Source organism: Marinilactibacillus psychrotolerans (assembly GCF_900101525.1).
In the GTDB taxonomy this organism is placed as follows: domain Bacteria; phylum Bacillota; class Bacilli; order Lactobacillales; family Carnobacteriaceae_A; genus Marinilactibacillus; species Marinilactibacillus psychrotolerans.
In genome coordinates, this window is sequence record NZ_FMZD01000012.1 from 1 (window position 1) to 23,445 (window position 23,445).

Here is a 23,445-nt window from a genome sequence, read left to right on the forward strand (position 1 = left end):
TCCATAGGTTTGTCCTTCAAACCCTTTCGTATACATCATTCCGCGCTTTTTACTGTTTTTTTCTTTTGGAAGAACATCGTGATCTGCGTATTTTCTAACTGTACGCCAATCATAACCGGTTTCCGTGACAATTTTATTTAAAGAATAGCCTTCTTCATTTCTCATTTTTTTGATAGAATAAATTTGGTCCATTGTGAGCATCCTTTCCCACGCCTTTCTGAAGTTCTTAGTCAAACTCCATTTTAGGCGAATGGTATGGGTGGAAGCAATGGGCTATTTTATTTGGCCCGAGTTATGGATTTTTTCTTGCACTATTCTACATATTTATTCTGCCATACACACTAATACCTTTAGAAATCTTTGACTAAAGGTATTAGGGAATGATCATAATATAAATTTACAAGTAAGCGTAGTAATATTAAGATTATGATATATATTAGCGTATTTTTATTTTTTGAAGAAAGCTTTATTCTTAATATTGTTCTTAAACACCCAATTTTTTTGCACATAGAAACTAATACAAAATATTATTAAATCAATTAAGATCTTGATCAACCATTCTGTCTCGTAAGAAGCAATAGTGAAGACGAGTTGTAAAATAATTGCTGAAGCAACCATCTGAATGAAAAATAATAGGATATACCGTTGAACTGAGCTTGTACTTTTCTTAGCTCGAAAGACAAAACGTTTATTGGTTAGATAATTGAAACAACCGGATGCAAGTCTAGCCATTATAGTCGCTAGGATAATGTAATACGAAGGTATTCGGTTTTCAAAAATATAGACTAATAAAGAAAATAGAGAAATATCAACTAAGAAAGAAGCAGCAGCAGATGTACAATATTTAAGAAATAGTGCATATATTTTAACAGAATCAACTAAGGGGTTGAAGTGAGAAGAGTCATTATTTTCAATATATACAGTTTCTATTGGGACTTCTTTTATTGGTATAGCTTGCTCTTTGAAAAATAACAGCATATTCATTTCATATTCATAACGGTTTCCCTTTATATCTATTAAGTATTTTAGAGTAGAAAAAGGTAAAACCCTTAAACCAGTCTGTGTATCTGTAAGTTGGAGATTATTCATATTGCTGATTAGTTTTCTGGTAAAAATATTTCCAAGACGACTTCTGATAGGAATAGTCTCCTTGTTAAAGTTGCGACTACCAAGTATAACAGTATGTTTTTTATATAGATAAGCTTTTATACACTTCATGATATCTTCTGGAGTATGTTGTCCGTCTCCATCAACTGTCACAGTTGCATTACAAGTAGGGTGATGGTTCAAAATATAATGAAAAGCTGTTTTTAGTGCTTTTCCTTTTCCTTCATTTTCAGAATGAGATAAAACAGTACAATTGCTTTCAGCATGAAGTTGAACAAAGTACTTTTCAGTTTCACTCTCACTTCCGTCATCTACAATGACGATTGGAATCGTTAGACTGATAATCCGTCTTATATTTTTTATGAGTTCTAGTAATTTTTTATCAGGATTATATGAAGGAATAACAATTACAATATCATCTAGTTGATCTTTTATATCTTTATTCACACCTTGAAGACCTCCTATAGTAAAAAGTAGTTGAAATATCTAAATAGATAAAAAAAGCTGCCTAATGAATAGACAGCCTAGTTCAGATAGATTCAAGTATTATTTTCTAATATCTTCGAATTTCTTTAATTCTTCTAAGTCTTCGCTAGATATTTCGAAATCAACTTGTTTATTCTGTATGATTCGTTCCTCATGAGTTGATTTTGGTAGAGGTAGTGTGTCCCTTTCTAAGCAATAACGAATCAATAATTGAGCTGGGGTAACGTCATATTTTTCAGCCATTTTCTTTATATCAGCATGATCTAATAATTCTCCTGTAGCTAATGGAGAATAAGCTTCTACTACAATATGATGTTGTTTACAAAATGCAAGTAAATCTTCTTGATCCCGTCCAACATAAAATGGAATCTGATTAACCATTGGGACAATATCACAGTGATCAAGTATGGGTTGAAGGTCTTTAATTTCAAAGTTAGAAACGCCAATAGAACGGATTTTTCCTTCATTATATAATTGTTCCATAGCTTTCCAGCATTGAATATTACCTTCAGTACAGTCTTTGCCTTTTTCATCCCATGGCCATGGAGCATGAATCAAGTATAGGTCCAGATAATCTACACCTAAATTAGTAATGGTTTCGTTGAAAGCTGCTAGTGTTTCATCAAATCCTTTAATTTGAGCAGGCAATTTACTTGTGATAAAAATATCTTCTCTAGCTATATCGAATGCTTTGATGGCTTTACCAACATTTTCTTCATTTTTGTAAGCTAAGGCAGTATCGATGTGAGTGTAGCCGTTTTTTAAAGCCATTGTTACTGAGTTGTAAGCTTCATCGTTAGGTATTTGCCAAGTTCCAAATCCGATTTTTGGTATTTCTACATTATTATGAAAAACAAAATTTCCTTTAATCATCTTTATATATTCCTCCATTTAGTTTGATTGATTCCTGAGTTTATTTTACAATAAATGTAATTGTAAGTCTTTTCATACAACTTGAGGATTTTATCAAGGAGGATAAAATGATTCTTTTTTCTATTTTTTTAACACTTTTTGTCTGTATTTATCTAATGTCCATACTTCTCATTATTAGAGGGAAGGTAGATAGCTTTCTTGTTAAATTTTTCTGCTATAGAACTACTGCATTAAAGGAATTACAGAGTTTTGAAGGAAGACTGAGGAAAGTAATCAAGACTATATACATAATCAGTATGGCTCTAAACCTAGTCATCTTATTTAGCTTTATTTATTATCCTTCTTCAGGTTATTCGCAAAGTCCAATTATTTTCTTTTTTATTCCTATAAATCAGTTAGTTACTCCAATAATCATATTTTATCTGGTTAAAGCTTATAAAAAACATAATCAAATGAATAAATAAAACTCCCTAAAAATCTAATGTTTCTCACATTAGATTTTTGAGGGAGTTTTATTCTTGATAAGTGCTTATTTTCTTATGAGCTAAATTAAGTTTCTATCCTAAAGGTAAACCACCAGTAATACCAGAAATTTCTCCTGTTACATAGTTTGACTTCTCAGATGCTAAATAGACATACTGATGTGCTAATTCTGCTGGTTGACCAGCACGCTTAAGGGGTGTTTCTTGACCAAATTCTGGGATATTATCTTGTGGTTGTCCACCAGTAACCTGTAGAGCTGTCCAGATTGGACCAGGGGCAATACTGTTCACGCGGATTCCTTTTGGTGCAAGTTGCTTAGCTAAAGCAATCGTGAATCCTCTAATCGCGAATTTAGTTGATGCATAGTCCAATAAATTTTTAGAAGGGCTGTACCCTTGAATAGAAGAAGTTGTAATAATTGAAGCACCTTCTGATAAATGCGGTAATGCAGCTTGAATAGTCCAGAACATTGAATAAATATTTGTTTCAAAAGTACTTTTTAATTGTTCAGTCGTTATATCTTCAATACTGCTTGTTGATTGCTGTTTACCAGCTACTAAAGCTAAAACATCAAGTCCGCCTAATTCAGAAACTGTTTTTTTGACGATTTCTTTAGAAAAGTCTTCGTTTCTTAAATCTCCAGGAATTAACACTGCTTTTTGATTTTCAGCTTCAATAAGTTTTTTTACTTCATCTGCATCAGGCTGTTCTTCTGGCAAGTATACAATAGCAACATCTGCACCTTCGCGAGCATACGCAATTGCTGCAGCACGGCCAATTCCTGAATCCCCACCAGTTACTAAAATTCTTTTTCCTTTTAACTGATCATTTCCTTTATAGGTTGCTTCTCCGCAATCTGGTACTGGATCCATTTCTTTTTGTAGACCAGGAGGAGACTGTGGTTGCTTAGGGAATTTACCATTGAAATATTCATCTAACGGATTGACATTTTGTTCATTACTCATTAAAAAATCGCTCCTTTGGTTTATCATTTGATTATGACATCATATTAGACTACAAATATCCAGACCTCAAATAATATGCCTATCCATAAAAGAATTTGCAGAGAGATGAACAGAACCTTTTCTTTAGAAAGGTCAATTATTTAAAGACACAAATACATACATTTTGCCTGAGTATGTACCATCAGCATAAGTTTCCAAATTTTTTACAATTACTTTAATAGATCCCTCTTGATTTTCTTCTGTAAATGTTAAGTCATCAATAGGTAATTGCTGCACTTCTGGTAAATATTCAAAAGTGTCATTTAATAAAAACTTTAGATTGAAGTTGATAGTTTCATCATTTTGATTATTTAAGACCTTAATTGCGAAGGATTGATCATCAGATAGAACTTGAAGAATAAAATCATCATTATTGATGTCAAAAGGTACATTTTGCTCAGGGACTGATACGTACTCTGTATTATTAATAGAAACATAAAAAAACTGATCTGTGTTTTCCGTTGTAACTGAAAAAGTTTCATTGTCATTTAAACTTACAATAGCATATTCAGCTGTGTTACTATCGAAATCTTGATTATTAGAATCATCAGTAAATGTATAATCGTAATGATTGAATCCAAATGTATTTTCAAAATCTTCATAATAAATATCGAAATTATTCGGAAGCCAATCAACTAGTTTTACTCCATCAGTGTTATACAAATACTCTATACTACTTGCAACCTTTTCTCTATCAGACAAGCTAATATCTTCATTTTTTACGATAGTATTATCTACTAACATGTTATTTTCTCTCAAAATATCTTCTGCAAAATTTATCTGAGCATTTAATCCTACTGTAATGGCATCAATAGGAGGGATGATTGACACAATGGACATGATAACGAATAATGCTGGAACATAATTTTGTTTATTTTGGACGAAACTGTAAATGATACTCGAAATGATTGCAAATACGCCAAACATAATAACATAATATCGACCATGAGTTAGTCCGAACTGATTTATTTTTAATAGAGAAGCTGTGGTTTGTAGCGTAGCTATAACGAGCAATATTTTCGGGAAGGACTTATTGAAAATAACAGCACTTTTACTTTCGATTCTTTCTGAGAGAAACAAAATGATAAAACCAATTATCACATAACTTACAAGTAGAGGCTCTAGTAAGTTGTTATTCCAAAATTGACCTCCTAAATTTGAAACTATATATAATAACAAAATAAGGCTATAGGCAGCTAATAATGGCATAATTATATATGATATAAGGATTTCTAAGAATTTTGGTACCAAAATAGCTTGTTTATCCTTTTCACTCAATCCTTTTCCATTAATCTGATACAGAGGAATATATGATAAAAAGTATAAAGGGGCGAATAATCCGAAAATTAGAACAGTAAGATCAAAATATACTCTAGAATCCAGATCAAAGATCAATAAACTGAAAGCAGTCAGTATGGATAGTATGCCGATCTCTAGAACAATAGAAAAAAGTAAACTGATGAAGTATCCTTTAATTATTGTAGTAAATGAGGTGCTAAAAGATAATTTATTCTTGATAGAAGGGATCCAAATATAAGCCACTACTAATGCACTAATTAACGCACTTGAGCGGACGTAAGTTGGTGTGTTAATTTCGGTATAATTGCGTAAAAATAACCAATAATATAATAAGATAAAAAGAATGACACCTATATAAATTCCCCATCTAATCAATTGATTGCCTCTAAAAAAACGTTCATAAATCGCCTGTCCAGTAAAAGCAGCAATTCCGCCGATCAACATAGCTAGTGTTTCGATATCAAAAATAGTTGATCCATCAGAATGGATACTCACAATTGCTAATAATACTAAAATCAGAAAGCACAACGAAGACAATGGGTATCTTATGATAGCCTGAGAAACATGCATAATTCTTGAAGCGCTTTTTTTATAAAAATTCATTAGGAATACTCCTTTGCTTTAATATACCTGTATCATAACCGTTTGGTAGTGGCAAGACAAATAAATACATACGTCATAAATTATACTTTGAAAAACATTGATAGAAAACCACAAGAAATAAGATTAAATATTAAAGGTTATTGCTAAATTTATTTTTATTCAGCAATATATTTTCAGAAATCAAAAATATTAAAAAGTTTAGATTTTCACAACGTATTCTTTGAAACGATTAAAGTACTTTTGTTATTATTTAGGTGATAAAAGACATAATTTGAAAGGAGAAGTATAATGAGTAAATTTATTTTTCGTTCGCCTAGTCGGTATATCCAAGGTGCTGGTGTAATCAATGACCTAGCAAAAGAGACAGAAATGATTGGTCAAAGCCCCTTGTTAATAGCAGATGAAGTTGTTTGGAGAATTACCCAAGAAGCAGTCGACAGCAGTTTTTTGAATTCAAAATCGGATTATCATTTTGAACAGTTTAATGGAGAAGCTTCGAGAAAAGAAATTGATCGTTTAGCGAGTATAGGAAAAGATAAACACGCTGATTTGGTAATGGGTGTAGGGGGAGGAAAAACATTGGATACGGCAAAAGCAATTGCCGATGAATTAAATATACCCGTTGTAATAGTCCCTACCACAGCTTCTACTGATGCACCAACAAGTGCTTTATCCGTTATTTATTCAGATAATGGTGTATTTGAAGGATACAAGTTTTATGACAAAAACCCCGAATTAGTACTAATAGATTCTCAAGTGGTTGTTAATGCCCCTATTCGTTTGTTTGCATCCGGAATTTGCGACGCAATGGCAACACTAGTAGAAGTAAAAGCCACGATTAGGAGTAAGGGAAATGCAATGGCTGGAGGCAAACCAACATTAGCAGCACAAGCAATTGCTGAAATGGCTGAAAAAACGCTTTTTAAACATGGAATCGGAGCGTATAAATCGGCTAAAGAAGGAATTGTAACGCCTGAAGTCGAAGCGATTGTTGAGACCAATACTTTACTTTCAGGATTGGGATTTGAAAATGGGGGATTAGCAGGTGCACATGCAATTCATAATGGATTTACTGCGCTTCAAGGTGAAATCCATAAATTAACTCATGGGGAAAAAGTAGCTTATGGAACACTTGTACAGTTAGTATTGGAAGGTAAATCAGAAAAGGAAATAACAAAATACATTGATTTTTATAATTCTATCAATATGCCGACAACACTTAAATCCATGCATCTTGAGAATGCTTCTTATGAGGATTTACTTGAAGTGGGTAAATTAGCAACTGCTGAAGGTGAAACAATGGAAAATTTAGATCAGGAAATTACCTCTGAACAAGTAGCCAATGCAATATTAGCGGTAGATGCTTTAAGTATGTGAAAACATCATTTTGTGGAAAAAAGTTAAATGATTCATTTTTTTCAAAAATTAGATGTTGACGTTTTCAAAAACTGATGGTATAGTAAATGTAAATAACAGGCATGTGACTGGTAATGCAGGCAGGACCTAATGATTTTGAAACCTACAGGGTAACTGTAGTCATTTCAATCATTATGTCCTGTCTTTTTTATTTGATTTGGCCAATCAGATAAAAATAAGATGAAGGAGACGAAAAAATGGATTATCAAAAAATTGCTAGTGAAGTAGTGAAAAATATTGGTGGAAAAAATAATATTTCTCATATGGAACATTGTTCTACTAGACTAAGGTTTACTTTAAAAGATGATAGAAAAGCAAATATAGAAAAATTAGAATTGATCGATGGCGTTATGGGCGTAAGAAAAAATGTGCAAACACAGATTATAATCGGAAATGATGTTGTTGAGGTATATGATAAGGTAAAAGAAATCGTAGGAGATATTGATTCTTCTGGAAATGGAAACAACGGGCAGAAGCAAAAATGGAGCGCCGTCTTATTGGATTTCATTATAGGGGTTTTCCAGCCAACCATTCCTGCTGTAGCTGGTGGGGGAGTTTTAAAGTCTGTTCTACTGTTATTCAACATGTTTGGATGGATGGATCCAGCATCTCAAACATATAGAGTGATTGACTTGATAGGTTCTGCACCCCTTTATTTCTTACCAGTAATCGTTGCTATTACAGCAGCCAATAAGTTAAAAGTGAACGCAGTTGTTGCAGCTTCAGCAGTAGGCGCATTGCTCTTGCCGGATATGACGGCTTTGATAGAAGAAGGCGCTAGTCTCTTTAGTATTCCTATTCAAGGAATTAGTTATGCATCTCAAGTTTTCCCAGCAATTTTATTAGTATTATTTTATGCTGTTTTAGAGAAATTTTTTACAAAAGTTTCACCAAAAGCTATTCGTATATTCTTCGTTCCAATGATGTCTTTGGCTATTTCAGTTAGCACAACTCTTTTATTCTTAGGACCGATTGGATATGTAGTTGGGGAACAGTTATCAACTGTTATTTTATTCGTCTTTGAAAATGTTGGATGGGTCGCAACAGGGCTATTAGCGGCTATATTACCATTCATGGTTGTAACAGGTATGCATAAAGCAATGATTCCTTATGCTGTATCTTCAATGGGAGGAATAGGTAAAGAGTTACTATATCTACCAGCTTCTTTGGCACATAATATTTCTGAATCAGGCGCTTGTTTTGCAGTTGCGCTTAAGACAAAAGATGAAAAACTTAGAGCCACAGCAATTTCTGCTGGTATTTCTGCACTTTTTGGTATTACAGAACCAGCACTATATGGGGTCACAATTTTACACAAACGTGTTTTATACAGTGTAATTATTAGTAGTTTGATTAGTGGGTCGTTTATTGGGATTATGGCGGTTGAAGCTTTTGCATTAGTAGGACCTGGACTTGCAAGTATTACAATGTTTGCTAATCCTGATAATCCAATGAACTTAACATGGGCAATTGTGACACTTTTAATTTCTCTTACAATTTCTTTCTTTTCTGTGTTAATTTTATGGAAAGATGAAGTTAAACACGTAGAAGAAGCGGATAAGACATTTAACAATGGTAGCTTTGAACCAACAGAAATAAATAGTCCTGTTGAAGGAACAATCTTACCATTATCAAAAGTAAATGATGAAGTTTTCTCTAAAGGGTTGGTTGGGGCAGGGTTTGCTGTTGAACCTACTCTAGGCGAATTGAGAGCACCGGCAAATGGAACAATCAGTATGGTATTCGATACAAAACATGCTGTAGGCATGAAAATGGCCAATGGTGCAGAAGTACTTTTTCACATTGGTATCGATACCGTTCAATTAGATGGCAAACCATTTGAGGCACATGTGAAGCAAGGAGATAATGTTGCAACGGGTGATTTATTAGTAACCTTTGATATACAAGCTATTAAAGATGCAAAATATGATCCGACAGTGATTTCTGTAGTCACCAATCAAGATCAGTTTGCAGTAGATCAAACCAAAGTTAATGAAAGTGTATCTGTACAACAATCAGTAATGACAGTATCACCAATAGGAGGATAATTAAATATGATGAACGGATTTCCAAAAGGATTTATGTGGGGCGGCGCTATTGCGGCAAATCAAGCTGAAGGTGCTTGGAATATAGATGGAAAGGGTTTATCAGTTGCTGATGTAGCAACTTATAAACCAAATGTAGACGTAAAAAACTATGCTAAGCATATGAGTATTGATTCTGACACTGTACGCCGAGCTGCAGAGGATCCAACGGATAAGTGGTACCCTAAACGAAGAGGGATCGATTTTTATCATCGTTATAAAGAAGACTTAGCTTTATTTGCTGAAATGGGATTTAAAACATTACGTGTATCGATTGCATGGTCAAGAATCTTCCCAACTGGAGAAGAAGCTCTTCCGAATGAAAAAGGATTACAATTCTATGAAGACTTATTTAATGAAATGAAGCGTTTGGATATAGAACCAATCGTTACATTATCTCATTATGAAATGCCGTTATCTTTGAGTCTGAAATATAACGGATGGGTAGACAGAAGAGTTATAGATGATTTTGTTCGTTTTTCAAAAGTATGTTTCAAACGATATAGTCATTTAGTAAAATATTGGTTAACGTTTAATGAAATTGATAGTATTCATAGACATCCATTTACTACAGCGGGTATTATTCCTGATCAATGTGAAGAAGGAAAAGAAGAACAGGAAATTTATCAAGCTCTTCATCATCAGTTTGTGGCTTCAGCTCTTGTAACAAGAGATTGTCATGAAATTATTAAAGACAGTCAAGTAGGGTGTATGATTACTAAGTTGACAACCTATCCAAGGACTTGTTCCCCACTTGATGTAGAACTGACTTTAAAGAAAAACTTAGAAAATAATTTCTATGCAGATGTTCAAGTTTTTGGTGAGTATCCAAAATTAATCTTAAGAAATTTAGAATTAAGAGGAATTAATCTTGAATTTAAAGAGAATGATTTAAAAATTATGAAAGAACACACAGTTGACTTTGTATCATTCAGTTATTATATGTCTATGACGGAATCTGGTGATGAAAATGCTGAACGTACACCTGGAAATACCGTTCTCGGAGTAAAGAATCCTTATCTGGAATCAACTGATTGGGGATGGCAAATTGATCCGAAAGGTTTAAAGATTTCACTACTTGAGCTTTATGATCGTTACAACGTACCTTTAATGATTGTAGAAAATGGTATGGGCGCTAAAGATGAAGTACAAAATGGAAAAATTCATGATCCGTATAGAATCGCTTATTTTGAATCTCACTTTAGAGCGATGAAAGAAGCGATCAATGAAGGTGTTGATTTAATAGGATATACAAGCTGGGGAGCAATCGATATTGTAAGTGCCAGTACATCTCAAATGTCTAAACGATATGGGTTCATTTATGTAGACCAAGATGACGAAGGAAATGGTACAATGGAGCGAATAAAGAAAGATTCCTTTTACTGGTATAAAGATATCATTGAGACAAATGGCAAGAATTTATAATTTACTAACCCGATTATTTTGAAGAAAGGAGGGAGTGCGGATTGTCCCGTATTAAAAAAGTATTGAACACAAGTGTAGTTTTAATAGAAAAAGATGGAAAAGAAATCGTTGTTTTTGGTAAGGGAATCGGATTCGGGGCGAAACCGGGTGAGGTAATTGACGAGACAAGAGTGGATCAGGTATTCTTTTCAGCTGAAAACACCCGCATGCAGCAAGTTTTAGAGCTGCTGAGCAACATTCCTGAGATTTATCTCACTATGGTTCAAGAAATTGTACAGTACTCTAAAGGACGCTTAGATACGGAATTACAACAAAGTATTTATTTTACCTTAATGGATCACTTACACTTTGCTGTTGAGAGGGCAAGGAAAGGACTGAATATTAGCAATCGAGTGTACTGGGAAGTAAAAAGTTATTACCCTAAAGAATTCAATGTTGGTGAGTATGCGAGGAATCTTGTGAATCAACAATTAGATGTTGAATTACCGGAAGAAGAGTCTGCAAATATCGCTTTTCATTTGATTAATGCGCAAAATCCTGAAAAAGGTCATGCAGACAGTATGAGAACAGCTAAAATTCTTGGGAGTATTGTAAGTTTAGTGCGGTATAATCTAAAGACCTCTCTTCAAACAGATTCAATTCACTATAATCGCTTTATCACGCATGTTAAATTCTTTGTAGAACGCTATTTATCCGATAAACTTATGGAAGAAAAAGACGAAGAATTATTTGAACAAATTTCAACTCTGTACCCAGAAGCAATGAATATTGCATTTAAGATCAAAGAATATATGCAAGAAGTTCATCAGAAACCTGTTCCAAAAGATGAATTGACTTATCTTGCGGTGCATATTAATCGTCTGCTGAAGTATTCAGAATTGAGTAAGTGAAAAATTAAGAGACTGGGACAAAACTAGATAGAATGTAAAACCCCGTCAAATCCAGGAAATCCAATCCTTGATTTGACGGGGTTTTTGGTTGTTACACACTTCAAATAATGGCTTAATAGAAACTTTTGTCCCAGCTTCTTTCCTACGGTTTAGTCAAGATCAAAGATTAACTAATATTGCCTTGACTAATCTTAGTATGTTTTATTAATCGAGTAGATATCGATTATGAGCACAGTATATATTTTATGATAATATTATGAAATTTATTTTTAGACTTATGATGAATAAATTCTGTGAATATATAATAAAATTCTTTGGTGTAGTATAGATTGGTTGAATGGTATGATTAGATTCTTTATACTTGTAAAGATTATAATTATAGAAAGGAATAAAAGATGTCAAAAAAAAGAAAGCCAATATTTTATGGGTGGATCATTGTATTTATAGGAGCAATGACACTTTTTTTTAATTCACCTGGACAAACTTTTTCGGTTTCGATATTCATTGATTATTACATTGAGGAGTTTGGTTGGAGCAGAAGTCAAATTTCAAGTTTTTATTCCATTGCAACTCTAGTTTCAGGTTTATCCATGCCTTTTGTAGGGAATCTAATTGATAAAAAAGGGCATAGAACATCTATTGGTGTGGTAACTTTCTTATTCGGTATAGCTTTGATTTGGATGAGTCAAGTAAATGCTCCGTGGATGATTTTGATAGGGTTCCTATTTATTCGCATGTTCGGTCAAGGAGCGATGAGTTTAATTCCATCTGTTTTAATCCCTCAATGGTTCAATAAAAAGAGAGGAAGAGCTTTTTCATTTGTTACAGTAGGAGCGGTCTTAGGATCTGCTACTATCCCTCCATTGAATAATTTTCTTATTCAAAGTAGTGGTTTAACGTTTGCATGGTTGTTTTGGGCAGCTGCTATATTATTTGTTATGATGCCGATTGGAGTGATCTTTGTACGGAATAGGCCTGAAGATATTGGTCAATTAACTGATGGAATTCCAAATAAACAAACCAAAACCTCAGATAATAAATCAGATATCGATTTAAAGAATGAGTATGATGAATCCTGGACACTACAAGAGGCTAAAAAAACACGAAGTTTTTGGTTGATGTTATTTTCAAGTATTGTCCCTGCAATGATCAATACCGCTTTTACATTTCATATGGTGTCGATTATAACAGAAAAAGGTTATGATGCTGCGTTTGCAGCCTACTTACTAAGTGCAATCGCTATTACACAGATGGCTATGACTTTTGCAGCTGGCTATGTATTGGAGAAAGTTAGAGTCAACATTGTCAAAGCTACAAATTTCATCCTGTACTTTATTATTTTGTTATTATTGAATTTTAGTGAACAACAGTTTATCTTGATTATATTCGCTATTTTACAAGGAAGTTTTGCAGCTTTTGATAGTGTGTCCACCAATGTTTTATGGCCAGATTATTTTGGTAGAGCACATTTAGGGAAAATTCGAGGATTAGCTATGTCAGCTATGGTAATCGGTTCTGCTCTTGGTCCATTACCATTTGGTATTGCATTTGATGTTTTTGGAGGATATAACGAAATTTTGTTAATTTCACTCATTCTTCCAACTTTAGCTGCAATAGCCTGTTTTTTTTCTCCAGCCCCTATAAAAAACAATCTCAAAACCTAAATTTTAAAATCTACTGTGAAAATTTATTATATTTTGAACTAAATTAGGAATTCAAGTTAATTACTGATTAACTTGAATTTTTATTAAAAAAGATATAAACAAAAATCAATTATCTGATAACCACCTTTGATTTATTCAAAGGTGGTTATTTGCAGCTACAGTATATTTTTACTGTTTGATAAATAATTCACAAAGTTAATAATATGGTAAAGTCCAAAAGTGTACATTCCTATGCGCATATAATGGGATGAAAGCGTATTTATTTTGTGGGTTTTCACAAGTACAATATAGTCAGGAGGTAGGAAACAAACGATCCATTTAGAATCATTGCTAAAAAAGAAAATGTCTAATAGGTTTTGCCAAAACTGTCGATTGAATCTGAAAATTACTATATTTCTTTCAATATACTAGAGAAGGAGGTGAAGCACATGTATCTGGATGAAAGAAGCAAAAAATTGTTGATTGAAATAGTAAAGAAACCAAATACGACTAACAAAAAACTGCAATTAGATCATAAACTTACAAGAAGACAAGTCAATTACAGCCTAAATAAAGTCAATGAATGGCTTGAAGATCAAGGTTTTAACGCATTAAAAAAAATGAATGGATATTATAGAGTAGATGATAATATTGGAGAACTTCTCGAAATTGAAAAAGAAGATCATGAAATTTATATTCCATCTCCGAATGAAAGAAAGTATTTAATCATCTTATATGTATTGTCAAGAGATGAAGCACTGTCATTAAATCATTTTATAGTAGAAATGAATGTCAGCAAAAATACTGTCCTTCAAGATTTAAAAGAGGTAAATAAGATACTAGACTCATTAAACTTAGACATACAATATACACGATCCGAAGGATATTACACTGTCGGGGATGAATGGGATAAACGGTCTCTTATGTTAGATGCAATATATAGAATTATTCATATGCATGGAGGAGAATATTATCTTAAAAAGTTAATGGGTATTAGTCAAGAAGAGGTCACCGAGATTCGTTCAAGGTTAAATATTATTGAACAGGAATTAACGATATCTTTTGCGGATACAGAAATGGATACCTTACCCTATTCCTTCTACGGGCTCTTCAAGAGAATGATGCAAGGAAAGTATATTAATACAGAATTCTATATTGATAATCAGGAGTTATCAGATACAAGAGAGTTTGAAGCGGTAAAAGTACTGATCGAAGGAAAGGGAATGATCCCAGAAGAAGAAAGACTCTACCTGGCATTGCAACTTCTGACATCCAATACCATCAAGAAAACGCATTTAAAAGTTGAAGAATTACCAAAGTTAAAATATGCCTTACAGAAAACACTAGAAGAATTTGAAAGAAAAGCAGTAATAAACTTAATTGATAAGAAAACTTTAGTCGACAAATTATTTCTTCATTTTAAACCTGCTTATTATCGAATTAAATATAAACTGACAACGGATTATCGACCTTTAGAAAAAGTAAGTGAAGAATTTAAAATGCTGCATTATTTTGTTAAAGAATCTTTAGATCCACTGAAGGTCTTTCTTAAAAGTGAATTACCAGAGAGTGAAATAATGTTTATTACATTGTTTGTGGTAGGACACATTCTAGAACATAATGAGCAGAATAATTTCGGGGCAAAGAAAAAAGCTATCGTAGTCTGTCCAAATGGACTATCCATTTCAAAATTGATGAAGCATAATTTGCAGTCTTTATTTCCTGAAATATACTTTTACCCAACTATGTCAATTCGAGAATTTAAGAAAACAGACCTCCCGTATGATATTGTGTTTTCAGCCAGACCGATAACGGTACCTTCAGACAAAAAGCTTTTTGTTGTTAATCAGATGATGGAAGAATCTGAACGAAACGAATTACGTAAAATGGTTATGAAATCAGTATTTCATAGTGAGAATAATCAGATAGAAATCTCTAAGCTAATGGAAATAATTAGCGAGTATACGGAAGTAATTGATGAACAGCAATTAATAAGCAATTTAAAAGGTGTCATCCAAGAAGATAATAAAATAATGAATAGTGAATCTGATCAGAAAGAAGTTATTCACTTGCCAGAACTGATCAACTCATCAATGATTCAAATAGTCGATAAAGTATCTAATTGGAAAGAAGCGATGGAAGTAGCAGCCCAACCTTTATTAGAAAAAAAGAAAATCTCTTTGAATTATCTGAAAGCGCTTAATAATCAATACCCTGTAGTAAGTGAACATATTGTTTTACAGAGAAATATTGCTATACCGCATGCTGAAAGTGAAAAAGGTGTTAAAGAGCTTGGAATGAGTATGTTATTTATAAAAGAAGGGATTCCTAACTTTGATGGATCCGATCTTCATTTCATTGTAGTTATAGCAGCGACTGATAGAAAATCCCATTTCACAGCATTAATGGAACTTATGAAACTTGCAGGAAACGATGCATTATTAAAAGAATTATCTAAAAGTGGAAATGAAGATGAGATATATCAAGTTATCTTAAAATCAATTAAAGAAAAAGATCCATTATATAAATCATTAAGAAGTTAGGAGAAAGCAGTATGAATATTGAAGAATTCTTATCAGAAGATTTTATTTGGTTAAATGAACCAGTAAAGTCACAACTAGATGTTTTTGAAAAAGTTTCCGCGAAATGTCAAGATAAGGGATTTGTCAGTGAAGAGTTTTTAGAAAAAATAAAAGAAAGAGAAAAAGTTTTTCCAACTGGACTGCAGCTAGATGGGTATGGCGTTGCAATTCCACACACAGATCCTGAATGTGTGAATAAACAGTTTATAGCAGTTTTCACTCCAGAAGAAGATGTCTCATTTAAAAGAATGGATGATTCTACTGCAGAAGTTAAGGTTAAAATTATTTTCGTTCTGGGGTTAAATCAACCGCATAGTCAATTAGCTATGCTCCAGGAACTAATGGTCTTACTCCAAGATAAAGAAGCAGTCGAAAATCTTAGAAAAACAACAGATAAAAAGCAAATGATTGAATATCTTTCAGATCTATCAAAACAAAAACAAAGATGAAAAGGGGAGAAATAATGAATACAAAGAAAAAAGTTTTAGTGGCATGTGGTACTGGTATTGCAACATCTACAGTAGTTGTAGAACGGGTAGAACGTTTGATCAAAGAAAATGGAATCAATGCAGAAGTTGAACAAATTAAAATTTCAGAAGCAAAAGGAAAGCAAGAAGGCGCGGATCTAATTGTCTCTACAACTATGTTACCGACTACCTATAATATTCCAACAATCATTGCTACTGGATATATCTCAGGCATTAATGCAGAGCAACTAGATGAAAAAATTCTTTCCGAACTTCGTTGATATAGTTTCAAAAGTAAATTAAAAAATTAAATAATATAAAAATAGAGGAGTTGCAGAAATGGATTATATTACAGATGCAATAAGTTACATTATCAATCTCGGGCCGACAGTTATTCTCCCAATTACATTAGTGTTCATTGGGATGATATTTGGAACTGGGTTTAAAAAAGCTTTTCGTTCCGGGATTATTGTTGGGATAGGGTTTGTAGGAATCAATTTAATAATTGGCCTTCTAATGGATGAACTAGGAGCAGCAGCTGAAGCAATGGTTCAAAACTTCGGAATACGATTGGATGTTATTGATGCTGGTTGGCCAGCGTCAGCAGCTGCAGCCTGGGCAATGCCAATTTCGGTATTACTTATTCCTATATTGCTTTTTGTAAACTTACTGATGATTGTCTTAAAACTAACAAACACTTTGAATGTAGATATATGGAATTACTGGCATATGATTGCTGCGGGTGCTACTGGTTACATCGTTACAGGCGGTAATATTTGGTTTGCTGTAGTATGTGCTGTGCTTTATGAAGTCGTTATCTTAGTTGTAGCAGATAAAACCCAGCCGTATGTTGAAAACTTTTTCGGATTAGAAGGGTTAACTTTCCCAACTGGGTCTCCTATAGGATTTGGACTTATTGGTATTCCATTAGCATGGTTAGTTGGAAAAATACCTGGCATTAAAAACATCAAAGCTGATTCAGAGTCTATTCAGAACCGTTTAGGGATCTTTGGAGAACCCATGATGATTGGATTGATTTTAGGTACAGCAATAGGATTATTAGGTGGATATGGAATTGGTGAAGCATTCCAAGTAGGGATTGCCATGGGGGCGGTAATGCTCTTAATGCCTCGTATGGTTAAAATTTTAATGGAAGGTCTAATTCCAATATCAGAAGCAGCAAGAACGTTTATGAAAAAAAGATTTCCGGGTAGAGATTTGTTCATTGGTGTTGATGCAGCTTTAGCAGTAGGCCATCCAGGGGTATTATCAACGTCCCTTTTACTAGTACCGGTAACACTTCTAATTGCAATCATTCTTCCGGGAAATAGTGTTTTACCTTTTGGAGATTTGGTAGGGATTACATTCTTTGTTGTATTTGTACTAGCAGCAAGTAAAGGAAATATTGTTCAATCAGTTATTACAGGAGCCTTGATGATGGTTATTACTCTTTGGTTAGCAACAGATTTTGCAGCAGTGCACACAGAGATGATGGCAGGAACAGGATTCCAAGCACCTGGTGATGCAACTCAAATCGTTTCATTAACTACTGGAGGAAATCCTCTTAACTGGTTAATCTTAAAATTTGCTGAACTTTATCAGATGGTCTTTGGCGGCTAAAAACCTCTAATGAAAATATAAGGAGACGTATAAATGTTTGCAGCAGTATTACATGAAGGACACTCTATAGAAATCGAAGATGTACATGAGCAGCCTTTAGAAGCGAAAGAGGTACGGGTAAAAGTTATGGCTGCAGGCATTTGCGGCTCAGATACTCATAAAATGCGTACGAAATGGAAATATGGATTTCCAGCAGTTATGGGGCATGAATTTTCTGGAGAAGTGATAGAGATAGGTTCCAAAGTAACTAAATTCAGCATTGGGGAACGAGTTGTAGGGATACCGTTATTACCTTGTTATGAATGTGAATATTGTCTGTCAGGTGAATACTCGTTATGTGAAAATTATAAAATGATAGGATCGCACTTTTATGGGGCATTTGCAGAAAAAGTGGTTGTTCCAGAAAAAAATCTTCTCAACATTGATGATTTAAATTATGAAGAAGCGACAATGATAGAACCATTAGCAGTTGCTCTCCATGGGGTGCAGGGAATTGATCCGAAATTAGGAGATACTGTTCTTGTTTTTGGAGCAGGAAATATAGGATTATTAACCATTCAAGCCCTTAAAATTATTGGAGTCAAAAATATTATTGCAGTAGATGTTAAAAAGGGAAATCTAGAAGAAGCTAAGAAATATGGAGCAGATTTTACTATAAATTCTTTAGTGGAAGATCTTGAAAAACTTGTCAAAGAATACTCTGGTAATAGCGGAGTAGACATCGTTTTAGAGTGTGCAGGTTCGGCAATTGCGCAAGAGCAATGTTTAAGAGTGGTAAAAAAACATGGGAAAATAGCATATATCGGTATAGCTTATGAAGACATTCATCTCCCAGAAGACTCATTTGAAAAGATTTTTCGACATGAACTTACGTTAAAAGGATTCTGGAATTCATATAGTGCTCCTTTTCCAGGAAAAGAATGGACTAATAGTTATAACTTGATAAAACAAAATAAAGTAAATGTAAAAGATATGATCACTCATCGTTTTCCTTTAAGTCAGACAAAAGAAGCCTTTGAGATGATATTAGAACAGAAAGAACTTCACAAAAAGGTATTGATTATTCCAAATAAGGAGATGTAAAGATTGAAAGCAGTAGTGAAAACAGAACCAGGCTATGATCATATGGAATTTAAAGAAGTTGAAGAACCAGAAGTTTACGGGGATATAGTAAAAATAAAGTCAGCATTTACCGGAATCTGCGGATCAGATATTCATACATTCAAAGGGGAATATAAAAACCCCACTACCCCCATTACTTTAGGGCATGAGTTTTCTGGTGTTGTTGTAGAAATTGGACCTGATGTGAAAAACATAAAGGTCGGAGACCGTGTCACAAGCGAAACAACGTTTAAAACTTGTGGAGAATGTCGATATTGTAAAGAAAAAGATTATAATCTATGCAGCAATCGAAAAGGCATTGGAACGCAACAAAATGGTAGTTTTACAAACTATTTGATCTCTAGAGAAGAAAGTGTGCATGTTTTACCAGAAAATGTTTCATTAGAAGCTGGGGCATTTACCGAACCGCTAGCGTGTTGTACACATGCAGCTTTGGAGAAAACCAGCATTGAAGCTACAGATATTGTATTGGTAGTGGGACCTGGACCGATTGGGTTATTACTTTCTCAAGTGGTTAAATCAAAAGGTGCAACAGTCATATTATCCGGAGTAACCAGAGATGCATCAAGATTAGACTTAGCAAAAAAACTTGGTATAGATTATACTATTGATTCTTTAACTCAAAATCTGGATGAATTAGTTCTCAAGCTGACTGATGGATATGGAGCAGATAAAGTCTTTGACTGTTCAGGAGCGGTACCGGCAGTTAATCAGGCATTAGCTCTGACTGCCAAAAAAGGTGATTTTATTCAAGTAGGTTTGTTTCCAGATAAGTACATCAAATTAGATGTAGAAAGTATTATTCAAAGAGAGATCAATTATGTTGGTAGCCGTTCGCAGAAACCAACTTCTTGGCCGCTAGCGTTAGAACTAATCGCTAATGGAAGTGTACAAGTTGAAAAAATGGTTACGATGACTGAAGAGCTTGAAAATTGGCGCAAAGCATTTGAAGCTGTGATGGAAGGAAATGAAGTGAAAGTTTTAGTGAAATCTTAAATAAGAAAAGGAGGATCCAATCTAAAATATCTAATAGTAGATTGGATTCTCATTCTAAAGTGATGTGGTTGATTAATCTAAGGAGGTTATATATGAATATTGTAATTGGTAGTGATCATGGGGGGATGAACCTCAAAAGCGCACTAGTTAAGTATTTAAAAGATAAGGATTATGAAGTAACTGACATAGGACCTTATTCTTTCGAAAGTGTAGATTATCCATCTTATGCTGTTGTAGTTTCAGATTATGTTGTAAATAAGCAAGCAGATTTTGGGATTTTATGTTGTGGGACAGGGATTGGAATGTCTATTGCTGCAAATAAAATTAAGGGTATACGAGCAGCTGTGGTAGGAGACACATTTTCCGCTGAAGCGACCCGTGCGCATAATAACAGCAATGTTTTATGTCTGGGAGAGCGAGTTATTGGAGAAGGATTAGCGGTTAAAATACTTGAAACCTGGATAAACACTGAATTTGAAGGTGGACGTCATGAACGTCGTATAGATAAAATCAGTGATTTAGAAGCACAAGATAACTAAAGATCAACTAACAAATTTGCAAGTTAAAATATAAAAGTTTTTGCGAGAAGAAAGGAATGATTGATTTTGAGTAAAACTAAGACTCAAGAATTTACTTTAATGGATGAAAAAATAGTCAGTACGATTAGAACTTTATCAATAGACATGGTGGAAAAAGCTAATTCCGGTCATCCTGGGATGCCGATGGGGGCTGCCCCAATGGCCTATACTCTTTGGGCAAATCATCTAAAGTTTAACCCTAATAATTCTGACTGGTTCAACAGAGATCGTTTTATTCTGTCAGCTGGACATGGATCCGCACTGTATTATAGTCTTTTACATCTATTTGGTTATGATTTATCGTTAGAAGATCTGAAAAAATTCCGTCAATGGGGCAGTAAAACACCCGGACATCCAGAATATGGAGAAACAGATGGAGTGGATGCGACAACTGGCCCTTTAGGACAAGGAATCGCAATGGGCGTAGGTATGGCACTTGCTGAATCTCATCTAGCTGCTCAATATAATAAACCAAACTACCCCATAGTAGATCACTTTACTTATGTTATCTGTGGTGATGGAGATTTGATGGAAGGCGTGGCTTCAGAAGCTTCCTCTTTTGCTGGTCATAATGAGTTAAGTAAGCTTATTGTACTTTATGATTCCAATGATATTTCATTGGATGGAGATTTGAATATGTCTTTTAGTGAAAATGTTCACAAAAAATACGAAGCTTACGGTTGGCAGGTACTCCGTGTGGAAGATGGAAATAATCTGGCAGAAATAGATAAAGCTTTAACTCAGGCAAAAAGTGATGAGAATCGTCCGACTTTAATAGAAGTTAAAACTATTATTGGTTTCGGATCACCAAATAAAGCAGGAAGTTCTGCATCTCATGGGGCTCCTCTAGGTGCTGAGGAAGCTATAGCAAGTAAAGCAGCATATGGATGGACTGAAGAACCTTTCTATATTTCCGAAGAAGTAAAAACAGAATTAAGAACTTATAAAGATAAAGGGGAAAACTTGGAAAGTATCTGGCAAGAACTATTTTCTGCCTATACAGAAGAATATCCCGTTCTTTCTGAGCAATTCTTACGTGTGGTGGAAGGAGAAACTCCAGAGAATCTCTCATCAGTATTTCCAGAGTTTAAGGATGCTAACACTAAGCTAGCTACTAGATCTGCTTCAGGAGAGATGATCAATCAAGTTGCAGATATTTTGCCTGAAGTTTTTGGAGGATCAGCTGATCTGGGGGGATCAAATAAAACATTTATTAATTCAAGTAATGCTTATTCTAAAGATTCAACTGATGGAAGAAATATTTGGTTCGGTGTAAGAGAATTTGCTGTAGGCAGTATCTTGAATGGTATGGCATTACATGGTGGATTAAAAGTATTTGGTTCAACATTCTTTGTTTTCTCCGATTATATGAGAGCAGCAATTAGACTTTCTTCTCTTATGAAATTGCCAGTAACGTATGTATTTACTCATGATAGTATAGCGGTAGGAGAAGATGGTCCCACACATGAGCCCATTGAACAGCTTGCCTCATTAAGAGCTATGCCAGGTTTAAGAGTAATTAGACCAGCAGATGCTAAAGAAACGGTTGCTGCTTGGAATATAGCCATAGAAAATAATGATGGACCTATTGCTTTAGTTTTATCTCGTCAGAATCTTCCTGTGTTATCAAACAAACAAGATCGAATTCTTGAAGGGGTTCAAAAAGGTGCTTATATCGTTTCTGAGTCTAACAGTAAACCAGAAGCATTATTAATTGCTACTGGGTCTGAAGTATCTATTGCTATAGAAGCTCAGAAAAAGTTAAAAAAAGAACATAATCTTTCTGTATCTGTAATTAGTATGCCTAGCTGGGAACTCTTTAAACAAACAGACCAGGATTATCAAAAAATTGTTTTACCTGACGATGTAAAAGTAAGAGTATCGATTGAAGCTGGTTCCACATTTGGCTGGAAAGAGATTGTTGGGGACAGTGGTGTTTCTATAGGAATCGATCATTTTGGTGCATCAGCACCAGGAGAGATATTATTTGAAAAATTCGGATTTACAGCAGATAACATAGCCAATACAGTTTTAGAGCAAATGAAAATGAGGGATTCAAATGACTGAAATTGGGATATCAATACTTTCCTCCGATCTTTTGAATCTGGAAAAAGAAATTAAGTCTATTGAAAAATCAAAGGCCGATTATATTCATATTGATATAATGGATGGACATTTTGTTCCCAATCTTACATTCGGTCCTGATATAGTTGCTCAAGTAAAAAGAATGACGAAGATACCGCTTGATGTTCATCTCATGATAGATAATCCAGCAAGATATATTGAAACATTTGCCAGTGTGGGAGCTGATATATTAACGGTGCATTATGAAGCCTGTAATCAATTGGATGAAGTGCTTAGTCTGATACGCAGACATGGATGTAAACCAGGATTAGCGATTAAACCAACGACAAGTGTTGAATCTATAAAAAAATATTTAGATAAAGTGAGCTTGGTATTGCAAATGACAGTTGAACCAGGATTTGGAGGCCAAGCATTTATAGAAGCTACTTTAGAAAATTTACAAACGTTGGATCTTCATCGGACACATCATCATTTAAGTTATATGATAGAAGTTGATGGAGGAATCAATAAGGTAACAGGCAAAAAATGTGTGAATGCTGGAGCTGATGTATTAGCAGTTGGATCCTATTATATCAATGCATTAAATAGAGAAAAAATAATTCAAGAATTAAAAAATTAATAATATAGTTTCCTTATGAATACATTAATTAATGTATTCATAAGGATTTTTTATTAACTGCCA

18 protein-coding genes and 1 pseudogene are annotated in these 23,445 nt (G+C 34.0%); 14 read left to right on the top strand and 5 right to left on the bottom strand.

Features of this window, described 5'->3' with window-relative positions:
• The 5 genes and pseudogenes from BLT22_RS07610 to BLT22_RS07635 form a co-directional block, all read right to left on the bottom strand.
• A pseudogene (locus BLT22_RS07610) lies at positions 1-192 on the bottom strand (IS21 family transposase); the annotation flags it as partial.
• A 255-nt stretch (positions 193-447) separates the two neighbouring features.
• On the bottom strand, positions 448-1,554 hold the full coding sequence (locus tag BLT22_RS07615) for a bifunctional glycosyltransferase family 2/GtrA family protein (RefSeq protein ID WP_091762178.1): 1,107 nt from the start codon (positions 1,552-1,554) through the stop codon (positions 448-450).
• 99 nt (positions 1,555-1,653) lie between these two features.
• Positions 1,654-2,466 (bottom strand): aldo/keto reductase, encoded by an 813-nt coding sequence (locus BLT22_RS07620; RefSeq protein WP_091762180.1) that lies wholly within the window; start codon positions 2,464-2,466, stop codon positions 1,654-1,656.
• A 557-nt stretch (positions 2,467-3,023) separates the two neighbouring features.
• Positions 3,024-3,914, bottom strand: a complete 891-nt coding sequence (locus BLT22_RS07630; protein WP_091762184.1) for an SDR family oxidoreductase — start codon at positions 3,912-3,914, stop codon at positions 3,024-3,026.
• A 132-nt stretch (positions 3,915-4,046) separates the two neighbouring features.
• Positions 4,047-5,855 (bottom strand): DUF4153 domain-containing protein, encoded by a 1,809-nt coding sequence (locus BLT22_RS07635; protein ID WP_091762186.1) that lies wholly within the window; start codon positions 5,853-5,855, stop codon positions 4,047-4,049.
• 288 nt (positions 5,856-6,143) lie between these two features.
• On the opposite strand from BLT22_RS07635, the gene BLT22_RS07640 reads away from it, so the two are divergent.
• From BLT22_RS07640 to rpe, 14 genes are all read left to right on the top strand, one after another.
• The gene (locus tag BLT22_RS07640; protein WP_091762188.1) at positions 6,144-7,232 is read left to right on the top strand and encodes a glycerol dehydrogenase; all 1,089 of its coding nucleotides are present in this window, start codon (positions 6,144-6,146) and stop codon (positions 7,230-7,232) included.
• 236 nt (positions 7,233-7,468) lie between these two features.
• The gene (locus tag BLT22_RS07645; RefSeq protein WP_091762189.1) at positions 7,469-9,319 is read left to right on the top strand and encodes a beta-glucoside-specific PTS transporter subunit IIABC; all 1,851 of its coding nucleotides are present in this window, start codon (positions 7,469-7,471) and stop codon (positions 9,317-9,319) included.
• A gap of 6 nt (positions 9,320-9,325) precedes the next feature.
• Complete coding sequence (locus tag BLT22_RS07650) at positions 9,326-10,780, top strand: glycoside hydrolase family 1 protein (protein WP_091762191.1); 1,455 nt, start codon at positions 9,326-9,328, stop codon at positions 10,778-10,780.
• Between the two features lie 41 nt (positions 10,781-10,821).
• On the top strand, positions 10,822-11,670 hold the full coding sequence (locus tag BLT22_RS07655; protein WP_091762193.1) for a PRD domain-containing protein: 849 nt from the start codon (positions 10,822-10,824) through the stop codon (positions 11,668-11,670).
• A gap of 395 nt (positions 11,671-12,065) precedes the next feature.
• Complete coding sequence (locus BLT22_RS07660; RefSeq protein WP_091762195.1) at positions 12,066-13,334, top strand: MFS transporter; 1,269 nt, start codon at positions 12,066-12,068, stop codon at positions 13,332-13,334.
• Positions 13,335-13,762: 428 nt separating this feature from the next.
• Positions 13,763-15,856, top strand: a complete 2,094-nt coding sequence (locus BLT22_RS07665) for a BglG family transcription antiterminator (protein ID WP_091762197.1) — start codon at positions 13,763-13,765, stop codon at positions 15,854-15,856.
• Positions 15,857-15,867: 11 nt separating this feature from the next.
• Complete coding sequence (locus tag BLT22_RS07670; RefSeq protein WP_091762199.1) at positions 15,868-16,344, top strand: PTS sugar transporter subunit IIA; 477 nt, start codon at positions 15,868-15,870, stop codon at positions 16,342-16,344.
• Positions 16,345-16,358: 14 nt separating this feature from the next.
• On the top strand, positions 16,359-16,643 hold the full coding sequence (locus BLT22_RS07675; RefSeq protein ID WP_072695076.1) for a PTS sugar transporter subunit IIB: 285 nt from the start codon (positions 16,359-16,361) through the stop codon (positions 16,641-16,643).
• Positions 16,644-16,701: 58 nt separating this feature from the next.
• A complete protein-coding gene (locus BLT22_RS07680) occupies positions 16,702-17,982 on the top strand; it encodes a PTS galactitol transporter subunit IIC (protein WP_091762201.1) in 1,281 nt (426 codons plus the stop codon).
• 33 nt (positions 17,983-18,015) lie between these two features.
• Complete coding sequence (locus BLT22_RS07685; RefSeq protein WP_091762203.1) at positions 18,016-19,065, top strand: galactitol-1-phosphate 5-dehydrogenase; 1,050 nt, start codon at positions 18,016-18,018, stop codon at positions 19,063-19,065.
• A gap of 42 nt (positions 19,066-19,107) precedes the next feature.
• Entirely contained in the window at positions 19,108-20,100 is a 993-nt protein-coding gene (locus BLT22_RS07690) for a zinc-binding dehydrogenase (RefSeq protein WP_212745545.1), read from the top strand.
• A 92-nt stretch (positions 20,101-20,192) separates the two neighbouring features.
• Positions 20,193-20,639, top strand: coding sequence for a ribose 5-phosphate isomerase B (gene rpiB, locus BLT22_RS07695; protein WP_091762208.1), 447 nt, complete (start codon positions 20,193-20,195; stop codon positions 20,637-20,639).
• A gap of 99 nt (positions 20,640-20,738) precedes the next feature.
• On the top strand, positions 20,739-22,745 hold the full coding sequence (gene tkt, locus BLT22_RS07700; protein ID WP_091762313.1) for a transketolase: 2,007 nt from the start codon (positions 20,739-20,741) through the stop codon (positions 22,743-22,745).
• A complete protein-coding gene (gene rpe, locus BLT22_RS07705) occupies positions 22,738-23,382 on the top strand; it encodes a ribulose-phosphate 3-epimerase (protein ID WP_091762210.1) in 645 nt (214 codons plus the stop codon). The genes tkt and rpe overlap by 8 nt, the downstream gene beginning before the upstream one ends.
• Positions 23,383-23,445 lie beyond the last annotated feature (63 nt).